General features: G+C 71.0%; 24 protein-coding genes and 1 rRNA gene. 18 read left to right on the top strand and 7 right to left on the bottom strand.

Going from position 1 to position 24,312, the window contains the following annotated elements; translation table 11 throughout:
* The 8 genes from rrf to ACZ4QV_RS11505 form a co-directional block, all read left to right on the top strand.
* Positions 1–95, top strand: a 5S ribosomal RNA gene (gene rrf, locus ACZ4QV_RS11540); the annotation flags it as partial.
* Positions 96–257: 162 nt separating this feature from the next.
* Entirely contained in the window at positions 258–911 is a 654-nt protein-coding gene (locus ACZ4QV_RS11535) for an HAD family hydrolase (protein ID WP_361148861.1), read from the top strand.
* Between the two features lie 83 nt (positions 912–994).
* The gene (locus tag ACZ4QV_RS11530; RefSeq protein WP_361148863.1) at positions 995–2,176 is read left to right on the top strand and encodes an acetoin utilization protein AcuC; all 1,182 of its coding nucleotides are present in this window, start codon (positions 995–997) and stop codon (positions 2,174–2,176) included.
* Positions 2,177–2,450: 274 nt separating this feature from the next.
* Complete coding sequence (locus ACZ4QV_RS11525; RefSeq protein WP_361148865.1) at positions 2,451–3,305, top strand: phosphatase; 855 nt, start codon at positions 2,451–2,453, stop codon at positions 3,303–3,305.
* A gap of 128 nt (positions 3,306–3,433) precedes the next feature.
* On the top strand, positions 3,434–3,643 hold the full coding sequence (locus tag ACZ4QV_RS11520) for a helix-turn-helix domain-containing protein (RefSeq protein WP_014144137.1): 210 nt from the start codon (positions 3,434–3,436) through the stop codon (positions 3,641–3,643).
* Between the two features lie 119 nt (positions 3,644–3,762).
* A complete protein-coding gene (locus ACZ4QV_RS11515; RefSeq protein WP_003948845.1) occupies positions 3,763–3,861 on the top strand; it encodes a 30S ribosomal protein bS22 in 99 nt (32 codons plus the stop codon).
* A 360-nt stretch (positions 3,862–4,221) separates the two neighbouring features.
* The gene (locus tag ACZ4QV_RS11510) at positions 4,222–5,271 is read left to right on the top strand and encodes an NAD-dependent epimerase/dehydratase family protein (protein WP_467762806.1); all 1,050 of its coding nucleotides are present in this window, start codon (positions 4,222–4,224) and stop codon (positions 5,269–5,271) included.
* Between the two features lie 14 nt (positions 5,272–5,285).
* Positions 5,286–6,290, top strand: coding sequence for a lysophospholipid acyltransferase family protein (locus tag ACZ4QV_RS11505; RefSeq protein WP_361148870.1), 1,005 nt, complete (start codon positions 5,286–5,288; stop codon positions 6,288–6,290).
* Positions 6,291–6,437: 147 nt separating this feature from the next.
* On the opposite strand, the gene ACZ4QV_RS11500 is transcribed toward ACZ4QV_RS11505, so the two are convergent.
* From ACZ4QV_RS11500 to ACZ4QV_RS11485, 4 genes are all read right to left on the bottom strand, one after another.
* The gene (locus ACZ4QV_RS11500) at positions 6,438–7,673 is read right to left on the bottom strand and encodes a DUF5667 domain-containing protein (RefSeq protein ID WP_361584071.1); all 1,236 of its coding nucleotides are present in this window, start codon (positions 7,671–7,673) and stop codon (positions 6,438–6,440) included.
* Positions 7,674–8,156: 483 nt separating this feature from the next.
* Complete coding sequence (locus ACZ4QV_RS11495) at positions 8,157–8,939, bottom strand: ECF subfamily RNA polymerase sigma factor, BldN family (protein WP_361148874.1); 783 nt, start codon at positions 8,937–8,939, stop codon at positions 8,157–8,159.
* A gap of 564 nt (positions 8,940–9,503) precedes the next feature.
* The gene (locus ACZ4QV_RS11490; RefSeq protein WP_467762819.1) at positions 9,504–10,391 is read right to left on the bottom strand and encodes an HAD family hydrolase; all 888 of its coding nucleotides are present in this window, start codon (positions 10,389–10,391) and stop codon (positions 9,504–9,506) included.
* 327 nt (positions 10,392–10,718) lie between these two features.
* The gene (locus tag ACZ4QV_RS11485; RefSeq protein WP_361148878.1) at positions 10,719–10,997 is read right to left on the bottom strand and encodes a glutaredoxin family protein; all 279 of its coding nucleotides are present in this window, start codon (positions 10,995–10,997) and stop codon (positions 10,719–10,721) included.
* A 399-nt stretch (positions 10,998–11,396) separates the two neighbouring features.
* On the opposite strand from ACZ4QV_RS11485, the gene ACZ4QV_RS11480 reads away from it, so the two are divergent.
* From ACZ4QV_RS11480 to ACZ4QV_RS11455, 6 genes are all read left to right on the top strand, one after another.
* Positions 11,397–12,233: a redox-sensing transcriptional repressor Rex gene (locus tag ACZ4QV_RS11480; RefSeq protein ID WP_361148880.1), complete on the top strand. Its 837-nt coding sequence runs from the start codon at positions 11,397–11,399 to the stop codon at positions 12,231–12,233.
* A gap of 64 nt (positions 12,234–12,297) precedes the next feature.
* Positions 12,298–13,737, top strand: coding sequence for a glutamyl-tRNA reductase (locus tag ACZ4QV_RS11475; protein ID WP_361148882.1), 1,440 nt, complete (start codon positions 12,298–12,300; stop codon positions 13,735–13,737).
* Positions 13,734–14,711, top strand: a complete 978-nt coding sequence (gene hemC / locus ACZ4QV_RS11470; protein ID WP_361584078.1) for a hydroxymethylbilane synthase — start codon at positions 13,734–13,736, stop codon at positions 14,709–14,711. The genes ACZ4QV_RS11475 and hemC overlap by 4 nt, the downstream gene beginning before the upstream one ends.
* Positions 14,708–16,357, top strand: coding sequence for a bifunctional uroporphyrinogen-III C-methyltransferase/uroporphyrinogen-III synthase (locus tag ACZ4QV_RS11465; RefSeq protein ID WP_361148886.1), 1,650 nt, complete (start codon positions 14,708–14,710; stop codon positions 16,355–16,357). Before hemC ends, ACZ4QV_RS11465 begins: the two co-directional genes overlap by 4 nt.
* Positions 16,354–17,349 (top strand): porphobilinogen synthase, encoded by a 996-nt coding sequence (gene hemB, locus ACZ4QV_RS11460; RefSeq protein ID WP_361148888.1) that lies wholly within the window; start codon positions 16,354–16,356, stop codon positions 17,347–17,349. Before ACZ4QV_RS11465 ends, hemB begins: the two co-directional genes overlap by 4 nt.
* 100 nt (positions 17,350–17,449) lie before the next feature.
* Entirely contained in the window at positions 17,450–18,394 is a 945-nt protein-coding gene (locus ACZ4QV_RS11455; RefSeq protein ID WP_361636620.1) for a hypothetical protein, read from the top strand.
* Positions 18,395–18,452: 58 nt separating this feature from the next.
* On the opposite strand, the gene ACZ4QV_RS11450 is transcribed toward ACZ4QV_RS11455, so the two are convergent.
* Positions 18,453–18,929: a hypothetical protein gene (locus ACZ4QV_RS11450; RefSeq protein ID WP_361148892.1), complete on the bottom strand. Its 477-nt coding sequence runs from the start codon at positions 18,927–18,929 to the stop codon at positions 18,453–18,455.
* Between the two features lie 639 nt (positions 18,930–19,568).
* Between ACZ4QV_RS11450 and ACZ4QV_RS11445 the strand changes: the two genes are divergently transcribed.
* From ACZ4QV_RS11445 to ACZ4QV_RS11430, 4 genes are all read left to right on the top strand, one after another.
* Positions 19,569–20,384, top strand: coding sequence for a S1 family peptidase (locus ACZ4QV_RS11445; protein WP_467762805.1), 816 nt, complete (start codon positions 19,569–19,571; stop codon positions 20,382–20,384).
* A 311-nt stretch (positions 20,385–20,695) separates the two neighbouring features.
* A complete protein-coding gene (locus tag ACZ4QV_RS11440; protein ID WP_361584089.1) occupies positions 20,696–21,508 on the top strand; it encodes a S1 family peptidase in 813 nt (270 codons plus the stop codon).
* A 104-nt stretch (positions 21,509–21,612) separates the two neighbouring features.
* Positions 21,613–22,218, top strand: coding sequence for a helix-turn-helix domain-containing protein (locus tag ACZ4QV_RS11435; RefSeq protein ID WP_361584092.1), 606 nt, complete (start codon positions 21,613–21,615; stop codon positions 22,216–22,218).
* The gene (locus ACZ4QV_RS11430) at positions 22,215–22,754 is read left to right on the top strand and encodes a GNAT family N-acetyltransferase (RefSeq protein ID WP_361148898.1); all 540 of its coding nucleotides are present in this window, start codon (positions 22,215–22,217) and stop codon (positions 22,752–22,754) included. Before ACZ4QV_RS11435 ends, ACZ4QV_RS11430 begins: the two co-directional genes overlap by 4 nt.
* 120 nt (positions 22,755–22,874) lie before the next feature.
* Here ACZ4QV_RS11430 and ACZ4QV_RS11425 read toward each other — a convergent pair whose 3' ends face one another.
* Positions 22,875–23,069, bottom strand: coding sequence for a DUF397 domain-containing protein (locus ACZ4QV_RS11425; RefSeq protein WP_361584095.1), 195 nt, complete (start codon positions 23,067–23,069; stop codon positions 22,875–22,877).
* A gap of 11 nt (positions 23,070–23,080) precedes the next feature.
* On the bottom strand, positions 23,081–23,932 hold the full coding sequence (locus ACZ4QV_RS11420; protein WP_361879205.1) for a helix-turn-helix domain-containing protein: 852 nt from the start codon (positions 23,930–23,932) through the stop codon (positions 23,081–23,083).
* Between the last annotated feature and the right edge of the window lie 380 nt (positions 23,933–24,312).

The following is a 24,312-nucleotide window of genomic DNA, read 5'->3' as shown; positions in this document are numbered from 1 at the left end:
AAACGCCCGGTTACATTTCGAACCCGGAAGCTAAGCCTTTCAGCGCCGATGGTACTGCAGGGGGGACCCTGTGGGAGAGTAGGACGCCGCCGAACAATTTTTCAGCTCCGGTCCCTGAACCTCTGGTTCAGGGACCGGAGCTTTTTTGCGTTCCAGCGGAGCTTTGGCGGGCTCCGGAACAGGTGAGTCCCGGAAAAGGTGAGATCGGGCATCGCACGATTTTCGGCCCTTCCGGGCATGGCGTTTAGGCTCGAAGGATGCGTTATGACCTCATCATCTTCGACAACGACGGTGTGCTCGTCGACAGCGAGCCCCTTTCCAACACCATCCTTGCCGGTTACCTCACCGAACTCGGCCATCCCACCTCGTACGAGGAATCGCTGCGCGACTACATGGGCGCCGCGGTGCACCGGGTGCACGACCTCGTCAAGGAGCGGACCGGGCAGCTCCTCCCCGAGGACTTCGAGACCACGCTGCACGCGCGCGTCTTCGAAGCTTTCGAGCGGGAGCTGGAGCCGGTCGCCGGCGTGGACGAGGTGCTGGGCAAGCTGACGGCGGACGGGACGCCGTACTGCGTGGCCTCCTCCGGCAGCCACGAGCGGATTCGCGTCGGACACCGCAAGACCGGCCTCGACGAGTGGTTCGAGGAGGAATGGATCTTCAGCTCGCAGGACGTCGGCAAGGGCAAGCCGGCCCCCGACCTCTTCCTCCACGCGGCCCGTGAGATGGGTGTGGCGCCCGAGCGCTGCGCGGTGGTCGAGGACAGCCCGCTCGGCGTCCAGGCCGCCGTCGCCGCCGGCATGGACGTGTACGGCTTCACGGCCATGACGCCGGCGGCGAAGCTCACCGCCGCCGCCGAGGTCACCGGGCTCTTCGCGAGCATGGCGGAACTGCCGGAGCTGCTCGCGTAACCGGAGGCGGCTACCCGAGCACCCGCCTCCCGGCAAGGGGACGGCCGGGTACACCTTTCCGGAGCTCGGATACGGTGACGGGCATGAGCGGCCGTGCACAGCTGATGTGGGACGAGGCAGTAACGGGCTACGACTTCGGGCCCGGCCATCCGATGGACCCGGTCCGGCTCGCGCTGACCATGCGGTTGGTGGAGGCGTACGGACTCGACCGGGGGCCTGACGCGGTGGAAGTCGTGGCCGCGAAGGCCGCCGGGACCTCCACGCTGCGGCTCGTGCACCGCGAGGACTACATCGACGCCGTACGGAAGGCATCGGCCGACCCGAAGGCCGCGGACCCCGTGTACGGGCTCGGCACCGAGGACGATCCGGCGTTCGCCGGGATGCACGAGGCGTCGGCCCTGATCGCGGGGCAATCAGTAGGGGCCGCTGAGGCGGTGTGGCGCGGCGAGGCCCTGCACGCGGTCAACTTCGCGGGCGGTCTCCACCACGCGATGCCCGGCGGCGCGGCGGGGTTCTGCATCTACAACGACGCGGCGCTGGCCGTCGCGCGACTGCTGGAGCTGGGCGCCGAGCGCGTCGCGTACGTGGATGTGGACGTGCACCACGGGGACGGTGTGCAGGCCGCCTTCTGGGACGACCCGCGGGTCCTGACGGTCTCCCTGCACGAACACCCCCGGACGCTCTTTCCGCGCACCGGCTGGCCGGAGGAGACCGGCGGGCGCGGAGCCGTGGGCAGCGCGGTGAACGTGGCGCTGCCGGCCGGTACCGGCGACGAGGGGTGGCTGCGGGCCTTCCACGCGGTGGTGCCGGAACTGCTGGACACGTTCCGGCCCGACGTCCTCGTCACCCAGCACGGGGCCGACACCCACTTCGAGGACCCGCTCGCGCACCTGGCGGTGAGCCTGGACGCGCAGCGGGCGGTGGCGGCGGCCTGCCACGACCTGGCGCACGAGACGGCCGACGGCCGGTGGATCGCGCTGGGAGGCGGCGGTTACGCGGTGGTGGACGTCGTACCCCGTACCTGGACCCACCTGGTGGCGATCGCGGCGGGGCGCCCGATCGAGCCCACGTCCGCGGTGCCGGAGGAGTGGCGGCACGAGGTCTACCGGCGCACGCGCCAGGGCGGGCCGCACCGGATGACGGACGGACGCGGGGCGGGCTGGCGCGACTTCGTCAGCGCCGGTTACGACCCGGCCGACCGCCTGGACCAGGCGATCCTGGCGACGCGCCGGGCGGTGTTCCCCGCACACGGGCTGCTGCCGTAAGGCACACGGAACCTTTCCGCCAAGACGCACGGATCTTCCCGCCGGGTGCACGGAACGCTCCCCTAAGGCGCACGGAGCGCTCTCGCCAGGCGCAAGGATCGCTGCCGTGGCGCCCAGACGGCTGTCGCAGGACGCCCAGGCTCCCGCCATAGCGCCAGGTCCGCCCGAACCCGGAGGGGACGTGCTTCGGGGCGAAGCCGCACTTCGGGCCCAATACGCCCGGATGTGTGACTACTGGGCGGTTCGGGCATGGACCGGAAGCCTGGGCGTCAGCATGGGAGCCGTGTGGGGCACCGGTGCGGGCACGGACGGGGCGGCGGCGGCCGAAGCGCTGAAGTCGCATGTGGTCAGGGCGCGGCTCGCGGGGACGATCGCGACCTCCAGGGAGAAGAGCCTGACCCGCTACCGTCTCTTCGCGGCCGGCGACCCGCGCGTACTGATCGGCCTGGAGCCCGAGAACGACTGGTCTGTGGCAGAAGTTCTTCAGGTGATGGCTGAGCAGTGTGGAGTTTCGGCCGACCCTGGACATACTTCCGGCCCAGATGTGATCGATCCGCACCGTACGCTGGTGGGGCTCGACGCCTTCGCCGACCGGCTCGGCGCGGCGGCCGCCCGGCACGCTCCGGTACTGATCGGAACGGGCCACCCGCACCGGCTGCTGGGCTTCTACGGCGGCCTGGCAGACGCCCTGTCGGCGGCGGGATGCCCCCTTCTCACCCCGGCGTATGGCCACTGTGTCGACATAGCGACCCGATTCGGGGTACGCACGTACAACCTTGACTACGTACGGGGAGTCGCGCTGATGCGCGAACCGGGCGTGCGGCGCACCGCCGGTGAGCCGGGTGTGCACACGCACTCCCCCCTCCCGGTTCGTACCGCCCTCGACGCCGCGGCAGACGCCGGCGGACCCCTTCCCGAGCTGGTGATCGGTGACCACGGATGGGTCTGCGGAGCAGGTCAGCTGGGCTTTGAGGCCATCGGCCTGGCGGATACGGACGATCCCGCGCTGTTCGTCGGACAGGCCGAGGGGCGGGTGTCCGCCGTAGTTCCGCTTGATGACGCTGTGCGGTCTGATTACTACCGACCGCTTACTCGCTATGTACTCAATCGAGCGTGTCTGTCACAGTAGGCGGCCGATCGCTGCTCCTCTTCCCCACTCGCATCACCCGCCCCTAACCTGGGGAGTGAGCGCACAGCGACGGGGAGTCACCGGAGGGGAAGCCGGTGCCCGTCATGTGCGGAAGGTTCAGGTGTGTCATGGCTGCAGACCAAAGGCCTCTCAACGAGGTCGTGTTCCTGACCGTGGCGGAAGTCGCCACGGTGATGCGAGTGTCGAAGATGACCGTGTACCGCTTGGTGCACAGCGGTCATCTGCCCGCGATCCGAGTGGGGAGGTCGTTCCGGGTCCCGGAGCAAGCGGTTCACGACTACCTCCGTGAGTCCTATGTGGGGGTGGAATCGGCCTGACGGGCTCAAGGTGACCCTCGGATTACGCCGTAGGCTCGACGGCGGGTAGGCTGGCCCGATGTAGGTAGTGTGGGCTCGGACGCCCCGCACCGAGTGATACGAAGTGAGCGAGGGTAGTCGTGGGCTCTGTTATCAAGAAGCGGCGCAAGCGGATGGCCAAGAAGAAGCACCGCAAGCTGCTCAAGCGCACCCGTGTTCAGCGTCGCAACAAGAAGTAAGCAACGCTGATCGCGATTCCACAGCCTCTCACCGCAGTACGCGGTGGGGGGCTGCGGTGCGTTTGGGCGCCGTTTTGCGGTGCACCCGAGGGGGCGCGGAGCGGGCGGCCGATACCCGGATGGCGTCACCGGTCGGGCGAGGTGTTCCAGGCCGGCGGAGTTTCTCGAAAGTACGGCCCGTGGGGGAGCACGGCTCCGGCCACGCGGAAAAGTCGGCCGACGGGGCGGGCAAAGCTCGGGCCAAGGCTTGAAATGTAGCTCAGCGCATCCCGCGGTCATCACAGCGCAACAACGACCCGATAGCGTGGCCGCACAGCTCGGCTCACGCGAGGGACAAAGGGCGGGAAGGAAGGGCTGATCTTGGGAAAGGTCGTGCTCGTCACTGGAGTCGCACGGCAACTGGGGGGCCGGTTCGTACGACGCATTCAGCGCGACCCCGACGTCGGCCGGGTGATCGGAGTCGATGCCGTGGAGCCCGAGCACCCCTTGGGCGGCGCCGATTTCCTCAAGGCCGACATCCGGCATCCGGCCATTGCCAGGGTGCTGGCAGAGACCAATGTGGACACCGTGGTCCACATGGACATCAACGGCACGCCGCTGGGCGGCCGCGGCAGCCGGGCGACGGTCAAGGAGACCAACGTCATCGGCACCATGCAGCTCCTCGGTGCCTGCCAGAAAGCGCCCAACGTCAAACGGCTGGTGGTGAAGTCCAGCGCCAGTGTGTACGGCTCCGCACCCCGCGACCCCGCGGTCTTCACCGAGACCACGCCGCCGAAGTCGCTGCCCAGCGGCGGCTTCGCGAAGGACGCGGTCGAGGTCGAGGGGTACGTACGCGGCTTCGCCCGGCGCCGGCCCGACGTGGCGGTGTGCGTCCTGCGCTTCGCCAACATCCTCGGGACGTGCGCCGACTCGCCGCTCGCCGAGTACTTCTCGCTGCCCGTCCTGCCCACGGTCCTGGGCTACGACCCGCGGTTGCAGTTCGTCCACGAGGACGACGCGATCGAGGCGCTGTGCCTGGCCTCCGGCAAGCCGCGCCGCGGCACGCTCAACAGCGGCACGTTCAACATCGCGGGGGACGGCGCGCTGCTGCTCTCCCAGTGCTCCCGGCGGCTCGGCCGGCCCACGCTGCCGCTGTTCCTGCCGACCGTCATCTGGGCCGGCTCCGCGCTGCGCTCGGTCGGCATCACCGACTTCTCGCCGGAGCAGATCCGGATGCTCACGCACGGCCGGGTCGTCCAGACGACCCAGATGCGCGAGACACTGGGGTTTCACCCGAAATACACGACGGCGGAGTCCTTCGCGGAGTTCGCCCGCAGCCGTGGGCCCGGGCTGCTGCCGCCCGAGGTCCTCGCCCGTACCGTCGACCGGCTCGCCGCCGTGCTGCCCGCACGCAGCGGCCCGACCCAGTGAGGAGTTCACCCACGATGGCGGACGCCAAGGTCATTCCCTTCGGCGAGGAGCCCCGGTCCCGCAGGAAGACCAAGCGGCCGGGCCGCGGAGGCCGCCGTTCGTCGCTGGCGCCCGTACCGGAGCCGCGGCGGCAGGGCGGGCGGGACCAGGCGGCGGGCGGGCCGCAGGGGGCGCCGGGGGAGTCCCTGGAACAGCGGATCGCCGGCGGCCTGCGCTTCCTGCGCCGGCGGCTCACCGGCGAGTACGAGGTCGACGACTTCGGTTACGACGCGGAGCTGACCGACCAGGTCCTGATGTCGGTGCTGCGGCCCCTGTACGAGAAGTACTTCCGGGTCGAGGTGAAGGGCGTCGAGAACATCCCGGCGGACGGCGGCGCGCTGATCGTCGCCAACCACTCCGGGACGCTGCCCCTGGACGGGCTGATGCTCCAGGTCGCGGTGCACGACCACCACCCCGCCGGCCGGCACCTGCGGCTGCTCGCGGCCGACCTGGTCTTCGTCCTGCCGGTGATCAACGAGCTGGCGCGCAAGGCCGGTCACACGCTCGCCTGCGCCGAGGACGCCCAGCGGCTGCTGGAACGTGGCGAGGTCGTCGGGGTGATGCCGGAGGGCTTCAAGGGCATCGGCAAGCCCTTCGCGGACCGCTACAAGCTCCAACGGTTCGGGCGCGGCGGCTTCGTCTCCACCGCGCTGCGGGCCGGGGTGCCGATCGTGCCGTGCTCGATCGTGGGCGCCGAGGAGATCTACCCGAAGATCGGGGATGCCAAGACGCTGGCGCGGGTGCTGGGTTTCCCGTACTTCCCGCTGACGCCGACCTTCCCGTGGCTGGGGCCGCTGGGGCTGGTGCCGCTGCCGACGAAGTGGACGATCCAGTTCGGGGAGCCGATCCCGACGGACGGCTATCCGGCGGAGGCGGCGGACGACCCGATGCTGATGTTCAACCTGACGGACCAGGTGCGGGAGACGATCCAGCACACCCTGTACAAGCTGCTGGTGCAGCGGCGGTCGGTGTTCTTCTGACGGTGCCGCCCGGCGGGCAGGGGCGGTAGGGCCGCGCGGTACGGGCCACTCGGTACGGACCGTTGCCGTGGAGCGCACGCGACGCCCCGGCGCCGTGTGGTGGCACCGGGGCGTCGGAGCGTCGGGTGGCGGCCCGACGCGGGCGGGTCAGCCCAGCGGGTTCTTGCCGTCGAGGCCGATGTCCGGCAGCAGCCCGGGGAGCAGCGGCGGGATGGTGACGTCGGGCTCGTGCGGCGTCTCCTTGCCCTTGCCCTTGCCGGTGCCCTTGCCGTCCGGTTCCGGGGTGCCGGAGTCGGCGGGCGGGTCGAGCAGGCCGCCCGTGCTGCCGCCGAGCAGACCCTCGTCCTCGTGGGACGGGGACGAGGCCGGCGGGTGCTGCGGCGTGCGCGAGCCGTCGGCCTCGCCGGACGAGGAGGCGCTCTTCCCGGACGGTGACGGGTGATCCGTACGGCCCTGGGTGCTGCTGCCCGGCGCGGGTGCCTCGGGGGCCTTCTCGTGCCGGCTCTCGCCGCCCGGGTGCTTGGGCAGCAGGGAGCGCAGCGGGCCGACCTCTTCGTCTATGGCGTCGAAGACCGAGCTGACCTCGTCGCGTACGTCTGTGAGCTGGGCCGGCAGGCGGTCGCGCAGCCGGGTCCAGCTGTCGCGGTGCGACTTGGTGAAGGAGTTCAGCGTCTGGATGGGGCCGAGGGAGCCGTCGCGCTCGTACTCCTCGTGGAGGAGGCGGTGGCCCTCGCCGGCGTCCTGCTTGACGCCGGACAGCGCCTTGCGGATCTCGCCGAGCGACTCGTGGTCGAGGGGGCCGGAGCGGACGCGCTCCATGAGGCGGTGGGCCTCGAACATGCGGGTGGACGCCTGGTCGAGGAAGAGGCGGCCGCGGTCGGACACGTCGTCCGCCAGGTTGAGCTTCAGGTCCTCCATGCCCCGCTTGAGGGGGTACAGGGAGTCGCCGGGGAGCGCGTCGGAGCTGGCGGCGGCGACGCCGCTGAAGGCGCCGGCCGCGACGCCCACCGTCAGGCCGCCCGCCGCGAGCCCCTTCGACAGCCGTGACCGGGGGCGCAGCCGTCCCAGAGACTTCGCCGCGCGGTGCGCGCCGCGCGTCCCGCGCTGCTGCGGCACCCGTGAGCCGTCGGACGCGGCGCCTTCGGCGAAGGCCGCCTCCATCGCCGCGATGAGCTGGGCCCGGTGGACGGTCTTGACCTCGGGGTCCAACTCCGGCTTGGGGAGTTCTCCGAGGGTGCCGGCGACCGCCAACAGCCTTGTTTCTCCGCACGCTTCCGCCGGTGTGCCGACCTCGTCCTCGGCCGCCGCGCCCGGAAGGACCTGATCCTCCAGGGCCTGGGCGAAGGCGTTAGCCCGCCGGTGCACCGATACGTTCGCGATCACGGGCGGCACCTCCTCTCGTCATCCCGCTCGACTCCCCGGACTGGCTTGACTATCCAGACGGGCCGGAAGGTTGCACGCCCTGTTCGCATCCACTCGATCGAGTGAGAGGGTGCGGGCATGGCGTGACCGCGGGGAGCCTGCGTTCTGCACAACGAGCGCCGCGGCACTTGGGTTACGCACTCACGATGATCTGACCGAACGGTCACGAACGGACACTCCCGGTCGATCACCGCGGTGACCGACGCCGGGCGTGTCAGCGGGCGCGGGCGGTGCGCGCGAGGGCGTACGGAAGGCGTGGCCGTCAACATCGGTCCGGGAGATTCAGGCGATCGGGGCGGTGGTCCAAGCGTTAGTCCTGGCGGCGGGCCGGTGCGGACGGCCCGGGGCGGTGAGGCAGGCGGAAGCGCAGTGGGCACGGGGACGCGGGTGGCAACCGGGGCACGGCAGGCGGCACGGACCCGGGCCCGTGCGCCGTGGCGGCGGTCAGCGGGCGTCGTCCGGGAGCAGCCGCGCCAGGGTCCGTACGGCGCGGTACTGCAGCGTCTTGATGGCGCCCTCGTTCTTCCCCATGACCCGCGCGGTCTCCGCGACCGACAGGCCCTGGAGGAAGCGCAGCGTCACGCACTCCTGCTGCTGCGGGTTGAGCTTGCGGACCGCCTCCAGCAGTGCCGCGTTGGACAGGGACTCCAGCACCGAGTCCTCGGGGCTGCGTTCGACCTCGTTGGCGTCGAGCATCTCACCGGTGGTGACCTCCAGGCGGAAGCGCGACGACTTGAAGTGGTCGGCGACCAGGTTGCGGGCGATCGTGACCAGCCAGGCGCCGAAGTCGCGGCCCTGCCAGGTGAAAGTGCCGATGCGGCGCAGGGCGCGCAGGAACGTCTCGCTGGTCAGGTCCTCGGCCGTGGCCCGGCCGCCCACCCGGTAGTAGATGTAGCGGTAGACCGTGTCGGCGTACTGGTCGTAGAGCCGGCCGAACGCGTCCGCCTCGCCGGCCTGGGCGCGCTCGACGAGGTCCATCATGCGGCGGCTGTCGCTGTCGGCGGGACGCCGGGCGGCGGGCGTGCCCGCGCCGCGGCGGGTTCTGCCGCCGGTCTTGGTGACGGTGGTGGTGCTTCCGTCGGCCAGGGCGTAGCAGGGACCGGCGGGGGTGGCTGTGGCGAATGCGGGGACGGCGATCGCGGTGGGGACAAAACTGCGCAGGTGGTCGACGAGTGTCGTACGCAGCGTAGCCAGGCCCGAGGCGTCAACCCCGACGTGTGGGTACACGGGACTCCCAGAGGCAGAGCTTCCATCACGTGCAGTGCGGGACCGTTCACCCGTCGTAGGGACGCGTGGGTACCGGTTTGCGTCTGAGGAGAATAACGCTTCGTACAGGCAGCGCTACACCCAGTTGCTCAAATCATCGATTACTTCTGGTCCGTTACGAATTCATGCCCGATCAAGTATCGATTCCTGAGCAGATATTGATCAGAAAGGAACGTGATCTGCCTGGTTGCGGGGCGTCTTGTGGCGGACCGTCGGTGACGGGACTGTGCGTGAGGGGGTGGGGGTATGCAAGGGGGATGGCCGGGGTGTGCTCGGCGTGGGGTGCGTGCTGACGCACGGTTCGCATTGCGTGCGTTGTGGGGGCGGGGGCAGGGGCGCGCAGGGGGCCAACTCTCCCCCAGCCTTCGGCCGTGGGGGCGCCCCCGGCCGGAGGCTGGGGGAGAGTGACCCCGGAGTGACCCCGAGCCCCCACCCGCCGGGCCCTCCGCGCAGCACGCGCACCCCCACCAGACCGAAGGCGGGGACGCACCCCCGGAGGCAGAGGCGGCAGCCGGAAGAACCGGTTCAGCGCCTCCGCCGCTGGAGCGCCACCGCCGCGGCCGCCCCGCCCGCGAGCGCGCCCACGCCGGCCGCCGCCGGGATGCCGATCTTGGCGGCCTTGCGGCCGGTCCGGTAGTCGCGCAGTCGCCAGCCCTGTTCGCGGGCGTGCTTGCGCAGTCGTCCGTCGGGATTGACCGCATACGGGTGGCCGACCAGCGACAACATCGGGATGTCGTTGGCGGAGTCGCTGTAGGCGGCGCAGCGCCCCAGGTCCAGGCCCTCGGCGGCGGCCAGGGCCCGTACGGCCTCGGCCTTGGCGGGGCCGTGCAGCGGCTCGCCGACCAGCTTGCCGGTGTAGACGCCGCCGACGGACTCGGCGACGGTGCCGAGCGCGCCGGTCAGCCCGAGCCGCCGGGCGATGATCGTCGCGGTCTCGACGGGGGCGGCGGTGACCAGCCAGACCTTCTGGCCGGCGTCCAGGTGGGCCTGGGCGAGGGCGCGGGTGCCGGGCCAGATCCGTTCGGCCATGTACTCGTCGTAGATCTCCTCGCCGATGGTCATCAGCTCGGCGACGCGGTGGCCCTGGACGATGGAGAGCGCGCTGTTGCGGGCGTCCGCCATGTGCTCGGGGTTCTCCGAGCCGATGAAACGGAAGTAGATCTGCTGCCAGACGAAGCGGGCCAGGTCACGCTTGTGGAAGAAGCGCCGCTTGTACAGGCCGCGTCCGAAGTGGAAGAGGGACGCGCCCTGCATGACGGTGTTGTCGAGGTCGAAGAAGGCGGCGGCGTGGGTGTCGCCGACGACCGGGAACTCCGGTTCTTCGGGGTCCTCGCCCTGGGTGGCCGCCTCCTGTGCCTCGGCCTCCAGTGAGGACTTGCGTGCGGCCTCGGCGGCGGCCTCGCCTGCGAGCACGCTGCGCGCGGTGGCGTGGCGCCTACGGCGGTTGAACCACCCCGTGGGGAGGAGCGCGCCGTAGGCGTTCCTACGGGGACGGCGGGCGGACGACGGGTGGGCCATGTAGCTAGCGTAGCCAGGTTGTTCGGTGCGGCCGGTTACGGCCGGATGTCGGGCGGCCGCGGTCCGGCGGACCGTTGCGTTACGGCCATCCCGGGACGGCGCCGGGCGGCCGGGGCGTGCGCTGCCGTGCGGGCGTACGCCGGGCGGTTCCGGTGCCGTACGGGGCCTGGCCTGCGGGGCGTAGACGGGCTCGTACCGCTGCCGGGCCGGCGGCTCGTACCGTCAGGCGCCCAGTGCCTTGCGCAGCCGCTGGGGGTCGACCCGCCAGAAATCGTGCTGCGCGCCGTCCACGAGGACGACCGGAATCTGTTCCCAGTACTTGCGGTAAAGCTCTTGGTCCTGGGTGATGTCCTTCTTCTCCCAGGAGGCGCCGGTCTCGGCGCAGACGCGCTCGACGACTTCCTGTGCGACATCACACAGGTGGCAGCCGGGCTTGCCGATGAGCGTGACCGTGCTGTCGGCGGGGTTCTTGCGGGTGCTGCGGCTGAAGAGGGAGGCCATGACCGTAATTGTGCCTCCGTCCGGGGCGCTGCCGGGTCGCCGTCGCGTCGCCGGCAGTCGCTGTCGTGTCCGCGTCACTCCGTCGCCGTGCGGGGCGGATAGTCGCCTGAGTCGACTACCATCGGTGGGCGATTTGTAGGTTTCCGGGGTGATAGCGGTGAGGAGTGAGGGCGCGTGCGGCCGTCGGCGCTCCCGTGTTACCGGCGCGAAACGTGTGAACGGTGCGCCGGGGGAGTTGGTTCCGCGAAGCGGTGTAAAAGCTGCGTGACCCCGGTCACTTTGGCCGGACAAAGCGGACACCATCTTTGTGCACGCGTTCACAAAGACATAGCCTGCTGTCGACGGGGCGGTCGGGAAACCTACGGCCGTCCACAGCCCCGCTCTACCCGCAGGAGCACCGTGGCAACTGGCCGAACTCACCGACCGGCGACCCGAAGCCGAGGGATTCCCGAGGCCACCGTCGCCCGGCTTCCGCTGTATCTGCGCGCGCTGACCGCGCTCTCCGAGCGCTCGGTCCCCACGGTCTCCTCCGAGGAACTCGCCGCCGCCGCGGGGGTCAACTCCGCGAAGCTGCGCAAGGACTTCTCCTACCTGGGCTCGTACGGCACCCGCGGGGTCGGTTACGACGTGGAGTACCTCGTCTACCAGATCTCCCGCGAGCTGGGTCTGACGCAGGACTGGCCGGTCGTGATCGTCGGTATCGGTAACCTCGGCGCCGCCCTGGCCAATTACGGCGGCTTCGCCTCCCGCGGGTTCCGCGTCGCCGCGCTCATAGACGCCGACCCGGCGATGGCGGGCAAGCCGGTGGCGGGCATCGCCGTCCAGCACACCGACGAGCTGGAAAAGATCATCAAGGACAACGGCGTCTCGATCGGCGTGATCGCGACGCCCGCCGGCGCCGCCCAGCAGGTCTGCGACCGCCTGGTGGCCGCCGGCGTCACCTCCATCCTGAACTTCGCGCCGACCGTGCTGACCGTCCCGGACGGCGTGGACGTGCGCAAGGTCGACCTGTCGATAGAACTGCAGATCCTGGCCTTCCACGAGCAGCGCAAGGCGGGCGAGGACGCGGGTCAGGACGACGAGTCCGACGACGCCCGCGCCGTCGCCGCGCGCGAGGCCCGGCGGGCCGTGCGCGAAGTGCGCGAGGCCGCGGGCAAGACCGGCCCGGACGCGTCCACCGGTGCGTCCGACCGCAAGGGACCCGACGGGGACGTACCCGCCGTGATGCCGGCATGAGCGAGCGAATCAACAAAAGGCGCGTCACAGGCGAAGGCTGTGCCTCGCGTGGCGAGGTGAAAGCATGAGCCTCCTCGTTGTCGGGCTCAGTCACCGCAGTGCCCCCGTGAGCGTGCTGGAGCACGCGGCCATCGCCCCCGAGGCGCGCGGCAAGCTGCTCCAGGACACGGTGTCGGCGGAGCCGGCCGCCGAGGCCGCGGTGCTCTCCACCTGCAACCGCATCGAGCTGTACGCCGACGTGGACAAGTTCCACGCCGGTGTCGCCGAGCTGTCCACCCTGCTGGCCCGGCACAGCGGCGCGGGCCTGGACGAGCTGACCCCGTACCTGTACGTGCACTACGAGGACCGGGCCGTCCACCACCTCTTCTCGGTGGCCTGCGGCCTGGACTCGATGGTCGTGGGCGAGGGCCAGATCCTCGGCCAGATCAAGGACGCGCTCGCGGTCGCGCAGGAGCAGCACACCGCGGGCCGGCTGCTGAACGACCTGTTCCAGCAGGCGCTGCGGGTCGGCAAGCGGGCCCACAGCGAGACCGGGATCGACAAGGCGGGCCAGTCGCTGGTCACCTTCGGTCTGGAGCAGCTGGCGGGCGACACCGACGTCGCCGAGTGGGCCCGGGGCAAGCGTGCCCTGGTCATCGGCGCCGGGTCGATGTCGTCGCTGGCCGCCACCACGCTCGTACGGGCCGGGGTGAGCGAACTGGCGGTGGCCAACCGGACGGTGGAGCGCGCCGAGCGGCTGACGCGGATCCTGACCGAGCCGGGCTCGGCGGGCGCGCTGAACGGGCTGACCGCCCGCGCCGTGGCGATGACCGCCGTACAGTCCGAGCTGGCCCTGGCCGACGTCGTGGTCTCCTGCACGGGGGCCACCGGCCTGGTGCTGACCGGCGAGGCGATCGAGACGGCCGCGGAGACCCGCGCCGCCCGGATCGCGGCCGGTGACGGGTACGCCGGTACCGCTGGCGGTTCCGGCAGCGCGGTCGCGCCGGCACCCGAGCTGGCGTTGCTCGACCTGGCCATGCCGCGCGACATCGACGCCGCCGCCCACCGGGCCGAGGGCGTGCGCCTCGTCGACATCGAGTCCCTCGCCGACGCGTCCGCGGACGCGCCGATGGCGGCCGACGTGGACCGGGTGCGCGGCATCGTCTCCGACGAGGTGGCCGCGTTCGGCGCGGCGCAGCGGGCGGCGCACATCACGCCGACGGTGGTCGCGCTGCGCACCATGGCGGCGGACGTCGTGGCGAGCGAGATCGCCCGGCTGGACGGCCGCCTTCCCGACCTCGACGACAAGGAGCGCGCGGAGATCACCCAGACCGTGCGCCGGGTCGTCGACAAACTCCTGCACGCGCCCACCGTGCGGGTCAAGCAGCTCGCCAGCGAACCCGGCGGCGCCGGTTACGCGGACGCGCTGCGAGAACTCTTCGATCTCGACCCGCAGACGGTTGCCGCCGTCAGCCGGGCCGACACGCGGGCCGATGGCCCGCACACAGCACGGGAGCGGGCATGACTGACAGCAATCCACGGGCCCTGAGGCTGGGGACCCGGCGCAGCAAGCTCGCCATGGCCCAGTCCGGGACGGTGGCGGACGCGGTGCGCGAGGTCACCGGCCGCCCGGTAGAGCTGGTGGAGATCACCACCTACGGCGACACCTCGCGGGAGCACCTGGCGCAGATCGGCGGCACCGGTGTGTTCGTCTCCGCGCTGCGCGACGCGCTGCTCGACGGGACGATCGACTTCGCCGTGCACTCGCTCAAGGACCTGCCGACCGCGCAGCCCGCCGAGCTGGCGCTGGCCGCCGTACCGCCGCGCGAGGACCCGCGTGACGTACTGGTGGCGCGCGACGGTCTGACTTTCGAGGAGCTGCCGGACGGTGCCCGTGTGGGGACCGGCTCGCCGCGCCGCATGGCGCAGTTGAACGCCTGGGCGCGTTCGCTGGGCCGGCAGGTGGAGGCCGTGCCGATCCGCGGGAACATCGACACCCGTATCGGTTACGTCGAGAAGGGCGAGCTGGACGCGGTCGTGCTGGCCGCGGCCGGGCTGTCCCGGCTCGGCCGGATCGAGGAGGCGACGGAGCACCTGTCGTCCGACATGATTTTGCCCGCCCCCGGCCAGGGGGCCCTGGCGGTGGAGTGCGCCGCGCACAACGCGCAGCTCGCCGCCCAGCTCGCCGAGCTCGACGACCCGTTCACCCGGGCCGCCGTGACCGCCGAGCGTTCCCTGCTCGCCGCCTTGGAGGCCGGCTGCTCCGCACCTGTGGGTGCGCTGGCCGACCTGCAGGCCGACGGGCAGGCTGTCACCGAAATGCGCCTGCGTGGCGTCGTCGGCACGACCGACGGCTCGACGCTGGTGCAGCTGTCCACCACCGGACACGTACCCGCCTCTCTCGGCGACGCGGCGACCCCCGTGAACATGGGGCGCGAACTCGCCGCCGAGATGCTCGCGAAGGGTGCGGCCGGTCTTATGGGGGAGCGAGCACTTTGAGCCCCACCGCCCCGAATCACCCTGCCGTCGGCCAGGTCACCTTCATCGGCGCCGGTCCCGGAGACCCGGGCCTGTTGACGTTGCGTGCCGTCGAGGCACTGGCCCGCGCCGACGTGCTGGTCGCCGACCCGCAGGTGCTCGACGTCGTCCGCGCGCATGCGCGGCCGCATGTGGACACGCCGCAGCAGCCCACGGCTGACGAAGCGTCAACCACCGCTGGTGTACCCGCGCTTAGGGACACCACCAATCTTGTCATGTCGGCTGTGCGCACCGGCAAGCGGGTGGTGCGTGCGGTGTCCGGCGACCCCGGACTGGACGCGCACGTCGCCGAGGAGATGCTGGCGTGCGCCGCCGAGGGCGTCGTCTTCGAGGTCGTGCCGGGCATCGCCGCCGCGGTCGGCGTGCCCGCGTACGCCGGTGTGCCGCTGCGCGACGCGGACGGCACGGACGTGCGGTTCATCGACGCGCGGACCGCCGGCGAGCGCTGCTGGACGGAGGTGGGCGCCAGCGACGCGACCGCCGTCGTGTCCACCTCGCTGGACTCGGTGGCCGCGGCGGCCGGCGAGCTGGTCTCCGCGGGCCGCAAGCCGGACACGCCGATGACGGTCACCGTCGCCGGTACGACGACACGCCAGCGCACCTGGAACGCGACGCTCGGTTCGGTCGCCCAGGTGCTGAAGGCCGCGAAGGTGTTGCCGTCGGCGGACGGCGGGCAGCCGGTCATAGCCGTGGTCGGTGAGCGCGGGGCCGCGGCCCGGCGCGACCAGCTCTCGTGGTTCGAGAACAAGCCGCTGTTCGGCTGGCGGGTCCTCGTGCCGCGGACCAAGGAGCAGGCCGCGTCGCTCTCCGACCAGCTCGTCGAGTACGGCGCGGTGCCGCACGAGGTGCCGACCATCGCCGTGGAGCCGCCGCGCACCCCGCAGCAGATGGAGCGCGCGGTCAAGGGCCTGGTCACCGGCCGTTACGAGTGGATCGCCTTCACCTCGGTCAACGCCGTCAAGGCGGTCCGGGAGAAGTTCGAGGAGTACGGGCTGGACGCCCGCGCGTTCGCCGGGATCAAGGTCGCGGCGGTGGGTGAGCAGACCGCCAAGGCGCTGATCGCCTTCGGTGTGAAGCCGGACCTCGTACCGTCGGGTGAGCAGTCCGCCGCCGGGCTGCTGGAGGACTGGCCGCCGTACGACCCGGTCTTCGACCCGATCGACCGGGTGTTCCTGCCGCGTGCCGACATCGCCACCGAGACGCTGGTGGCGGGCCTGATCGAGCTGGGCTGGGAGGTCGACGACGTCACGGCCTACCGGACCGTACGGGCCTCGCCGCCGCCGCAGGAGACCCGCGAGGCGATCAAGGGCGGCGGTTTCGACGCCGTGCTGTTCACCTCGTCCTCCACGGTGCGCAACCTGGTCGGCATCGCCGGCAAGCCGCACAACGTGACCGTGATCGCCTGTATCGGACCGGCCACCGCAAAGACCGCCGAGGAGCACGGGCTGCGCGTGGACGTCATGTCGCCCGAGCCGTCGGTGCACAAGTTGGCCGAAGCGCTCGCGGAGTTCGGCGCGGCGCGGCGCGATGCCGCGCTGGAGGCCGGTGACCCGGTCACGCGTCCCAGTGAGCGCCGGCCCGGATCGCGTAGGAGGGCTCGCAGTTGAGCAGCAGTACGTACGGCACTTTCCCCGGCGCGCGGCCGCGCCGGCTGCGCACCACGCCGGCCATGCGCCGGATGGTCGCCGAACACCGCCTGCACCCGGCGGATCTGATCCTGCCCGCGTTCGTGCGGGAGGGGATCTCGGAGCCGGTGCCGATCGGCGCGATGCCGGGCGTCGTGCAGCACACCCGTGACACGCTGCGGAAGGCCGCCGTCGAGGCGGTCGAGGCGGGCGTCGCCGGGATCATGCTGTTCGGCGTGCCGGAGGACGCGAAGAAGGACGCGGCCGGTACGGCCGGCACGGACCCGGACGGCATCCTCCAGCAGGGCATCCGCGATGTGCGCGCCGAGGTCGGTGACGACCTGGTGATCATGTCGGACCTGTGCCTGGACGAGTACACCGACCACGGCCACTGCGGCGTCCTGGACGCCGAGGGCCGGGTGGACAACGACGCGACGCTGGAGCGCTACGCCGAGATGGCGCAGGTCCAGGCGGACGCGGGCGTCCATACGGTCGGCCCGAGCGGCATGATGGACGGCCAGATCGGCGTCATCCGTGACGCGCTGGACCAGACCGGCCACGAGGACGTCTCGATCCTGGCCTACACCGCGAAGTACGCCTCGGCCTTCTTCGGCCCGTTCCGCGAGGCGGTCGGTTCGTCCCTCCAGGGCGACCGCAAGACCTACCAGCAGGACTACGGCAACTCCCGCGAGTCGCTGCGCGAGCTGGCGCTCGACCTCCAGGAGGGCGCCGACATGGTGATGGTCAAGCCGGGCATGCCGTACCTGGACGTGCTGGCGAAGATCGCGGAAGCGGTGGACGTGCCGGTCGCCGCGTACCAGATCTCGGGTGAGTACGCGATGGTCGAAGCCGCCGCCGAGAAGGGCTGGATCGACCGCGACGCGGCGATCCTGGAGGCCCTGACCGGCTTCAAGCGCGCGGGCGCGGACATGATCCTGACCTACTGGGCGACGGAGGTCGCGCGCAAGCTCTAGTTCCCCACCTGTACCTCTGCTGTTGCGGCGTCGCACGCGTGTACCCAAGTCCCGTACCGGGCACAGGACATGCGACGTAGCGACAGGGAGGGGTGCGGACATGAGGATTCGCCTGGAGAGATGGCGGCGTTCCGTCGGGAGCGCCGCCGTCGCGCTGTGTACGGCGGCCGGTCTCGGCGGGGCGCTGGCCACGCCGGCCGCTGCGGCGGCCGGGCCGACGCCGGTCACCTCGTACACGTACACGAGCGTGGCGGGGGACTACATCGGGCAGGGCAGGGCCGGTACGTACCGGGAGCCGACCGCGAAGATCACCCTGACCGGGAACGCCGGGGAGGTCCGCGTCCGGGTCGAGGGCGCCGAGGACCTGTGGGACATCGACATCGCCGCCCCCAAGGGCGAGCAGTTGCGCCCCGGCGTCTACCGTGACGCCGAGCGGGCCGCGTTCCGCACCGGCCGCTCGCCCGGCCTCGACGTCGGCGGCAACGGCCGCGGCTGCAACGAGGTGTACGGGCAGTTCACCGTGGACCAGATCGCCACGGACGCGTCGGGCGCGGTCACGCTCCTCGACGCCTCGTACACGCAGAAGTGCGAGTCGGCGGCGGCCCAGCCGCTCAAGGGGACGGTCAAGTACCGTGCGCTGCCGCTGTCGTACACGTACAAGAGCGACGTCGGCGACTGGGTCGGGCAGGGCAAGTCGGTGACGCACACCGGCGCCACCAGCACCTTCCGGCTGTCGGACAGCTACGGCGGCGGCGTCTCGTTCGGGGTCGAGGGCAAGCGGGAGTACTGGACGGCGGAGTTCCGGCCGCCGACGGGCGAGCGGCTGACCGCCGGGCGTACGTATCAGGTCACCGGCGCCGAGGGCGCTGCCACGCTGGAGGTCCACGGCAACGGGCGTGCCTGCGCGGACGCCAGGGGCGAGTTCACCGTCGACCGCCTGTACTTCACCGAGGAGGGCAAGGTGACCGGCCTTTCCGCCCGCTACCGGCAGGTCTGCGGCGGCGGCGCGGCCGGGATGTCGGGCACCGTGCACTACGCGGCCTGACCGGCCGGTACGGGCCGCGTCCCGTCGGGGACGCGGCCCGCGTGCTGAGCAGCGCTGCTCAGCGCAGGTCGAAGCTGACCGAGCTGGCCTTGTCGTTCATGCCGTCGCCGACGTACGGGACGTACCCGTAGTACGTCTGCTTGGCGCCGCGGAAGTCGCCGTGCTCCCAGAGCGTGATCGGGCAGGCCACGCCCTCGACGGAGCTGATGTTGTCGTTGTAGCCCCACGTGCCGAGGCTGTGGAACTCCGGGTAGCGCCAGTTGCAGCCGACGCTGCCGCGCAGCGCCAGCTCGCTGCCGCCGGAGTTGGCGTCGGTCCACATCTTGCCGAGGATCTTGTAGTCGGCCTTGGCGTTGCCGAACCGGTCGGCCTGCGCCCGGGTGGCGAAGCAGCCGCCCTGGCCGGTGTCGACGATGTAGGTGCAGTACGTGCCCTGGGGGGCGGGCGCGGTGGCGGTGGCAGGGGAGACGGTCGTGGCGGTCGCGGCGAGCGCGAGGGCGGCTACGGCCAACGCGGGTCTGAGCACGGGCTTCATGGCTCTCCTTGGTCGGTGTCCCGGGCGGTGTGCCAGGGAAGAGGCACGTCGGGGAACAGATGGCGCATGTCGGGTGTGTCGCACCTGTCGGCTGTTTCGTACATGCGAGGCAAAGCCAAGCAGGGCCTGGGGGTGTTGCGGCAGAGCCAAAAACGCGCATCAGAAACCGGTGGGGCGAGCGCGGTAGTTGGCCGACGAACGACTTCCGCGGGTGAGTCCGGGCAGGAGCAGCCGTTTCCTCGAACGTCCGGCGGCGTGGTGGTGCGTCGTCCGACCAGTGCGTGCGTGCCGCCGTGGCCTGGGCGCCGGGGGAGGCGGCTGAGGGGACGGCGGACGGGTTGGGTCCATACCGGGCGGCCGGATACCGGTCGCGAGGGCGCCTTGACCGTCCGCCACCTCCTTTCCGCCCCCGCGCCCAACTACTCGAACGTCCGAAGCAGTTGGCCGGTTCCGTGACTTGTGACCCGTTCGTGGCGTCCGCATAATCACAACGCTCTGCCGCGTCGTGGTGCCCCTTCCCCCACGCACGTCCCGTTCCCCGGGCCCTTCGGACGCGCGTACTTGGCATGACCCGATCAAGCTGTCCGGCGTGTCCCGGTGACCGCCGGGCGCGCGCCACCCCCTCGGAAAGGAAGCCCGGTGACCCGTTCCGCGAGACTCCTGAAGAGATCCGTCGCCCTCGGCGCCGTCGCCCTGGCGGCCCTGTCGCTCCAGCCCGCCGCCGCCAGTGCCGCCGGTGAGCCGACCCCGTCGAGCGGCACGCCCGGTACGCGGATCGTCGGCGGCGTGCCCGCCGCGCAAGGCGAATTCCCGTTCATGGTACGGCTGTCCATGGGCTGCGGCGGCGCCCTCTACCGTCCTGACATCGTGCTCACCGCCGCGCACTGCGTGGACGGCAGCGGCAACAACACCTCCATCACCGCCACGGCCGGCGTCGTGGACCTCCAGAGCGCCAGTGCGATCAAGGTCAAGTCCACCAAGGTGCTCCAGGCACCCGGTTACAACGGCTCGGGCAAGGACTGGGCGCTGATCAAGCTGGCCCGCCCGATCACCAACCTGCCCACTCTCCCCGTCACCACGGACGGCCGTTACGACTCGGGCGACTTCACCGTCGCGGGCTGGGGCGCCACGCGCGAGGGCGGCGGCCAGCAGCGCTACCTGCGCAAGGCGACGGTGCCGTTCGTCGACACCCCCACCTGCCAGCGGGCGTACGGGAGCGCGTACATCCCCGGTGAGGAGATCTGCGCCGGGATCATGTCGACCGGCGGCATCGACACCTGCCAGGGCGACTCCGGCGGTCCGATGTTCCGCAAGGACAACAACGGCGCCTGGATCCAGGTCGGCATCACCAGTTGGGGCGATGGCTGCGCGCGGCCCGGCAAGCCTGGCGTCTACACGCGGGTGAGCGCCTTCTCGCAGGCCATCGCCAAGGCGGCGGACCAGCTGCGGCGCTGAGTCCGCGCGGGCGGGTGCTCGCCGCGAACCGGCCGCCGTGCCGCGCCGTTGCGCCGCCCACCCGCCCGTACTCGTACGTCAATTGGCCCGAACCACCCGGATACGGATACGTCTCTCTCACCCGGCCTACTCGGGAAGTGGCCGGTTTCAGAACCTTGTGCATCTTTGGGGGCGTCCACATAATCACAACACTCCAGTGACACCGAGGCACTTGGGGCGCAGGACTGCGCACCCGGTGGTGCCTCGGTGTGCCGCGCGGCGGCGACTGGAGTGCTGGACACCGATGTGCCTCCGACGCGAGAGGGAAGTCCTTGAAGCGCTCCGCGAGATGTGTCAAGAGATCCATAGCCGTTGGTGCCGCCGTGGCGGCGGCGGTCGCCCTCCAGTCGGCAGGCGGCGCCACCGCCGCACCGGCCCCGTCGCCGACCCCCGGCCAGCAGATCATCGGCGGACCGCCCGCCAAGCAGGGCGAGTTCCCGTTCATGGTCCGGCTCTCGATGGGCTGCGGCGGCTCCCTCATCCGGGAGGACGTCGTCCTGACCGCCGCGCACTGCGTGGACGGCAGCGGCCCCAACACCGGCATCACCGTCACCGCGGGCGTCGTGGACCTCCAGAACCCCAAGGCGATCAAGGTGAAGTCCACCGAGGTCGCGCAGGCACCCGGGTACGACGGCAAGGGCAAGGACTGGGCGCTGATCAAGCTCGCCACGCCGATCAAGAACCAGGAGACGCTGCATCTCGCCGAGGACGACAACTTCGACCGCGGCAAGTTCACCATCGCCGGCTGGGGCGCCAGCCGGGAGAGCGGCCCCCAGCAGCGCTACCTGCGCAAGGCCCAGGTCCCGTTCGTGAACATGACTGCCTGCAAGCAGGCGTACGGCGACCTGCTCACCCCCGGTGAGGAGCTCTGTGCCGGCTTCCTGGCGGAGGGCGGCGTCGACACCTGTCAGGGCGACTCCGGCGGCCCGCTGTTCCGCCGCGACGGGGACGGCGACTGGGTCCAGGTCGGCATCACCAGTTGGGGCGAGGGCTGCGCGCGGCCCGGCAAGCCCGGCGTCTACACGAAGGTGAGCGCCTTCTCCGCACAGATCGAGAAGGCCGCCAACAAGCTGACGGCGCGCTGACGGACGGCTGAGCACACGGGCCCCGGGCCGCACGAGCGGTCCGGGGCGCCGCCATGTACCGGGCCCTCTTCCCCGCCTCCCGTATCTGGGATAAATTCCCGGACATGAGAACCGAGGAGTCGGCCCGAGGTGCCGACGACGGCGGGCAGACCGACCCCATGCAGTCCCGACTCGCCGCCCGTCTGGCGGAGTTGCGTACGGAGCGCGGCTGGTCGCTCGACGAACTGGCCCGGCGTACGGAGGTGAGCCGGTCGACCCTCTCCCGCCTGGAACGGGCCGAGATCAGCCCCACAGCGGCGCTGCTGAACCGGCTGTGCGCGGCGTACGAACGGCCGATGTCCCGGCTGCTGGCCGAGGTCGAGTCGGAACCACCCCAACTCGTACGGGCCGACGGACAGCCCGTCTGGCACGACGAACCCTCCGGCTTCACCCGGCGCTCCGTCTCACCGCCCCATCCCAACCTCCGCGGCGAGGTCGTCGAGGCCACCCTGCGACCGGGCGCCGACATCGCCTACGACAGCCCGCCGCCCGTACCCGGCATGGAGCAGCACATCTGGCTGCTCGACGGCCGGTTGGAGATCACCACAGGCGGTACGGCACACACCCTCACCCCGGGCGACTGCCTCCGCTTCCGCCTCTGGGGCCCCACCCGCTTCCGCAACACGGGTACCGATGCCGCGCGTTACGCCTTGATGGTGGTCCTCCCATGACCCACACCACCTCTCCCGCCTTCACCATCACCCACCTCACCCCCGCCGCCTTCGACCGCAGCGTCCCGGGCCTGGCCGCCCTCCTCGCCGAAACCGTCGCCGGCGGGTCCTCCCTCGGCTTCGTGGCCCCCTTCGACCACGATGCGGCGGCGGCCTGGTGGCGGACCCAACGCCCCGCCGTGGCCGACGGAACCCTGGACATCTGGGTGACCGAAGCCTCCGAAGGCATCACCGGCACCATCAGCCTCGCCCACCCCGGCAAACCGAACGGCCGCCACCGCGCCGAAATCGTCAAACTCCTCGTCCACCATGCCGCCCGCGGCCAGGGCCTGGGCCGCGCCCTCCTCACCACGGCCGAACAGTCCGCCGCCCGCTCCGGCTTCCGCCTCCTGCTCCTCGACACGGAGTCGGACAGCGCGGCGGACCGTCTGTACCGCAGCACCGGCTGGACCCCGTACGGCACGGTCCCCGCGTACGCGACGGGCCCGGAGGGGGAGCTGCGGGACTGCACGTTCTTTTACAAGGAGGTGGGGTGAGGTCGGAGTGGTGCCCGGGCAAGGTGGTGCCCGGCGACGTCCGACGGTTCGAATCGCTCCTACAGCGAGTTCGTACGGGACCTGACGGCGTGGCCGGTTCAGCGACGGGCGCGGTAGGGCTCAGGAGTCCGAGGCGAGGGTGTCGCCTTTGATGGCACCTATGAGAAGGCCGAGCTGATTCCGGGTGGTGGTGACCACCGTGTGCGGGGTTTCGCTTTCTTGGATGCGTATGGTGTGGTCGGGGAGTGCGGCGAGGTTGAGGCAGTTGCTGGAGTCGGCGCAGTAGGACGACTTCTGCCAGTGGGTGGACGGCACGGTGACGCCTTTCAGAGTTCGCGGGCGATGCTGTGGATGAAATCCCGGGATGCGGCTGCGGTGAGCGCCTTTTGCGTCAGCAGCTCCATGACGGCGCGGTGTCGCGACAGTTGCGCGGTGGCATCGTGGAATGCGGGGCCACCCATCTGGTCGAGTTGCACGGTGTCGAGTTCCGGCGTCGGCCCGGACGCGTACGTGATCGTCTGTCCGGAACCAGGGAACTCGCCGCGCGAGAACGGGATCACGAGCACGGTGACGTTGTCACGTTCACTCGTCGCGGTGATGTGCTCAAGCTGTTTGCGGGCGATCGCGCGTCCGCCGAACTGCATGCGCAGGGCTGCTTCGTGAATGATCGCGGTGTAGGGGGCAGCACCGTCCCGGTAAATGGCCGCCTGTCGTTTGATGCGGAACGAGGTGCGGTGCTCGACCTCATGTGGCGGCAGGGGCGGCACGCCCTGGTTGAAGACGACGCGCGCATGGTCGATTGTCTGGAGCAGGCCGGGCAATGTGGAGGTCTGTGCCGTTCGGAGTTCGGTGGCATGGAATTCCATCTCGGCGATGTCGAGTTGCCCGGCAGGCAGAGTGCCGCGGTACTCCTCCCACCAGTGTCGGACGCGGTCGCCGGCCATGGCCGCGAGTGCGTCGATGAGCTTTTCGTTCCCGCAGGCGTAATTGCACGCCAGCGTGCGTAGGCGGGTGGCGCTGATGCCCGCTCGGCCGCGCTCGATGTTGCTGATGCGTGCTTGATCGACGCCGAGCAGGGAGCCTGCGGCGGAAGCGGTCATCCCAGCGCTCTCGCGAAGTTTGCGCAGCTCGGCGCCCAGACGCTGCTGGCGCACTGTCGGTGTGGTCCTGGGCGGCATCGACCCTCGCTCTCGTGTCGCGCACAGTCTGCCGGGGCAGCCAGTCATGGTCCAGCGGAGCATTTATGTGCCGAAGGCGGGTGCATAGTGGCGCCGACGCCGCTACTGTGTGCCGCACGTCACTCACGCTCCGCGTGAGTCAACTGCGCATCCGCAACGGAGGCTTCGCATGTCCGGTGACTGGGAGTACGCGTTCGAGATGTCCGACAACCCCCGTGCTCCGCGTGTCGCGCGGCGGGTGGTGCGGCTGGTGCTGGAGGAGCACGGGGAGACGGGGCTGGTCGACGGGGCGGAGCTGTTGGCGGCGGAGTTGATCGCCAACTCGTACCGGTACGCGAAGGGGCCCGCCAACGTGCGGGTGAAGCGGATCGGGGCGCGCT

The organism is Streptomyces sp. NPDC026394, from assembly GCF_055567735.1.
This window is presented reverse-complemented; position numbering and strand designations above follow the sequence as displayed.

What these genes read in the sequence shown, in the direction of transcription:
- ACZ4QV_RS11535 (WP_361148861.1), top strand. Translation starts at nt 258, where the DNA reads ATGCGTTATGACCTCATCATCTTCGACAACGACGGTGTGCTCGTCGAC.
- ACZ4QV_RS11530 (WP_361148863.1), top strand. Translation starts at nt 995, where the DNA reads ATGAGCGGCCGTGCACAGCTGATGTGGGACGAGGCAGTAACGGGCTAC.
- ACZ4QV_RS11525 (WP_361148865.1), top strand. Translation starts at nt 2,451, where the DNA reads ATGGGAGCCGTGTGGGGCACCGGTGCGGGCACGGACGGGGCGGCGGCG.
- ACZ4QV_RS11520 (WP_014144137.1), top strand. Translation starts at nt 3,434, where the DNA reads ATGGCTGCAGACCAAAGGCCTCTCAACGAGGTCGTGTTCCTGACCGTG.
- ACZ4QV_RS11505 (WP_361148870.1), top strand. Translation starts at nt 5,286, where the DNA reads ATGGCGGACGCCAAGGTCATTCCCTTCGGCGAGGAGCCCCGGTCCCGC.
- ACZ4QV_RS11485 (WP_361148878.1), bottom strand. Translation starts at nt 10,997, where the DNA reads ATGGCCTCCCTCTTCAGCCGCAGCACCCGCAAGAACCCCGCCGACAGC.
- ACZ4QV_RS11475 (WP_361148882.1), top strand. Translation starts at nt 12,298, where the DNA reads ATGAGCCTCCTCGTTGTCGGGCTCAGTCACCGCAGTGCCCCCGTGAGC.
- hemC (WP_361584078.1), top strand. Translation starts at nt 13,734, where the DNA reads ATGACTGACAGCAATCCACGGGCCCTGAGGCTGGGGACCCGGCGCAGC.
- ACZ4QV_RS11455 (WP_361636620.1), top strand. Translation starts at nt 17,450, where the DNA reads ATGAGGATTCGCCTGGAGAGATGGCGGCGTTCCGTCGGGAGCGCCGCC.
- ACZ4QV_RS11450 (WP_361148892.1), bottom strand. Translation starts at nt 18,929, where the DNA reads ATGAAGCCCGTGCTCAGACCCGCGTTGGCCGTAGCCGCCCTCGCGCTC.
- ACZ4QV_RS11435 (WP_361584092.1), top strand. Translation starts at nt 21,613, where the DNA reads ATGAGAACCGAGGAGTCGGCCCGAGGTGCCGACGACGGCGGGCAGACC.
- ACZ4QV_RS11430 (WP_361148898.1), top strand. Translation starts at nt 22,215, where the DNA reads ATGACCCACACCACCTCTCCCGCCTTCACCATCACCCACCTCACCCCC.
- ACZ4QV_RS11420 (WP_361879205.1), bottom strand. Translation starts at nt 23,932, where the DNA reads ATGCCGCCCAGGACCACACCGACAGTGCGCCAGCAGCGTCTGGGCGCC.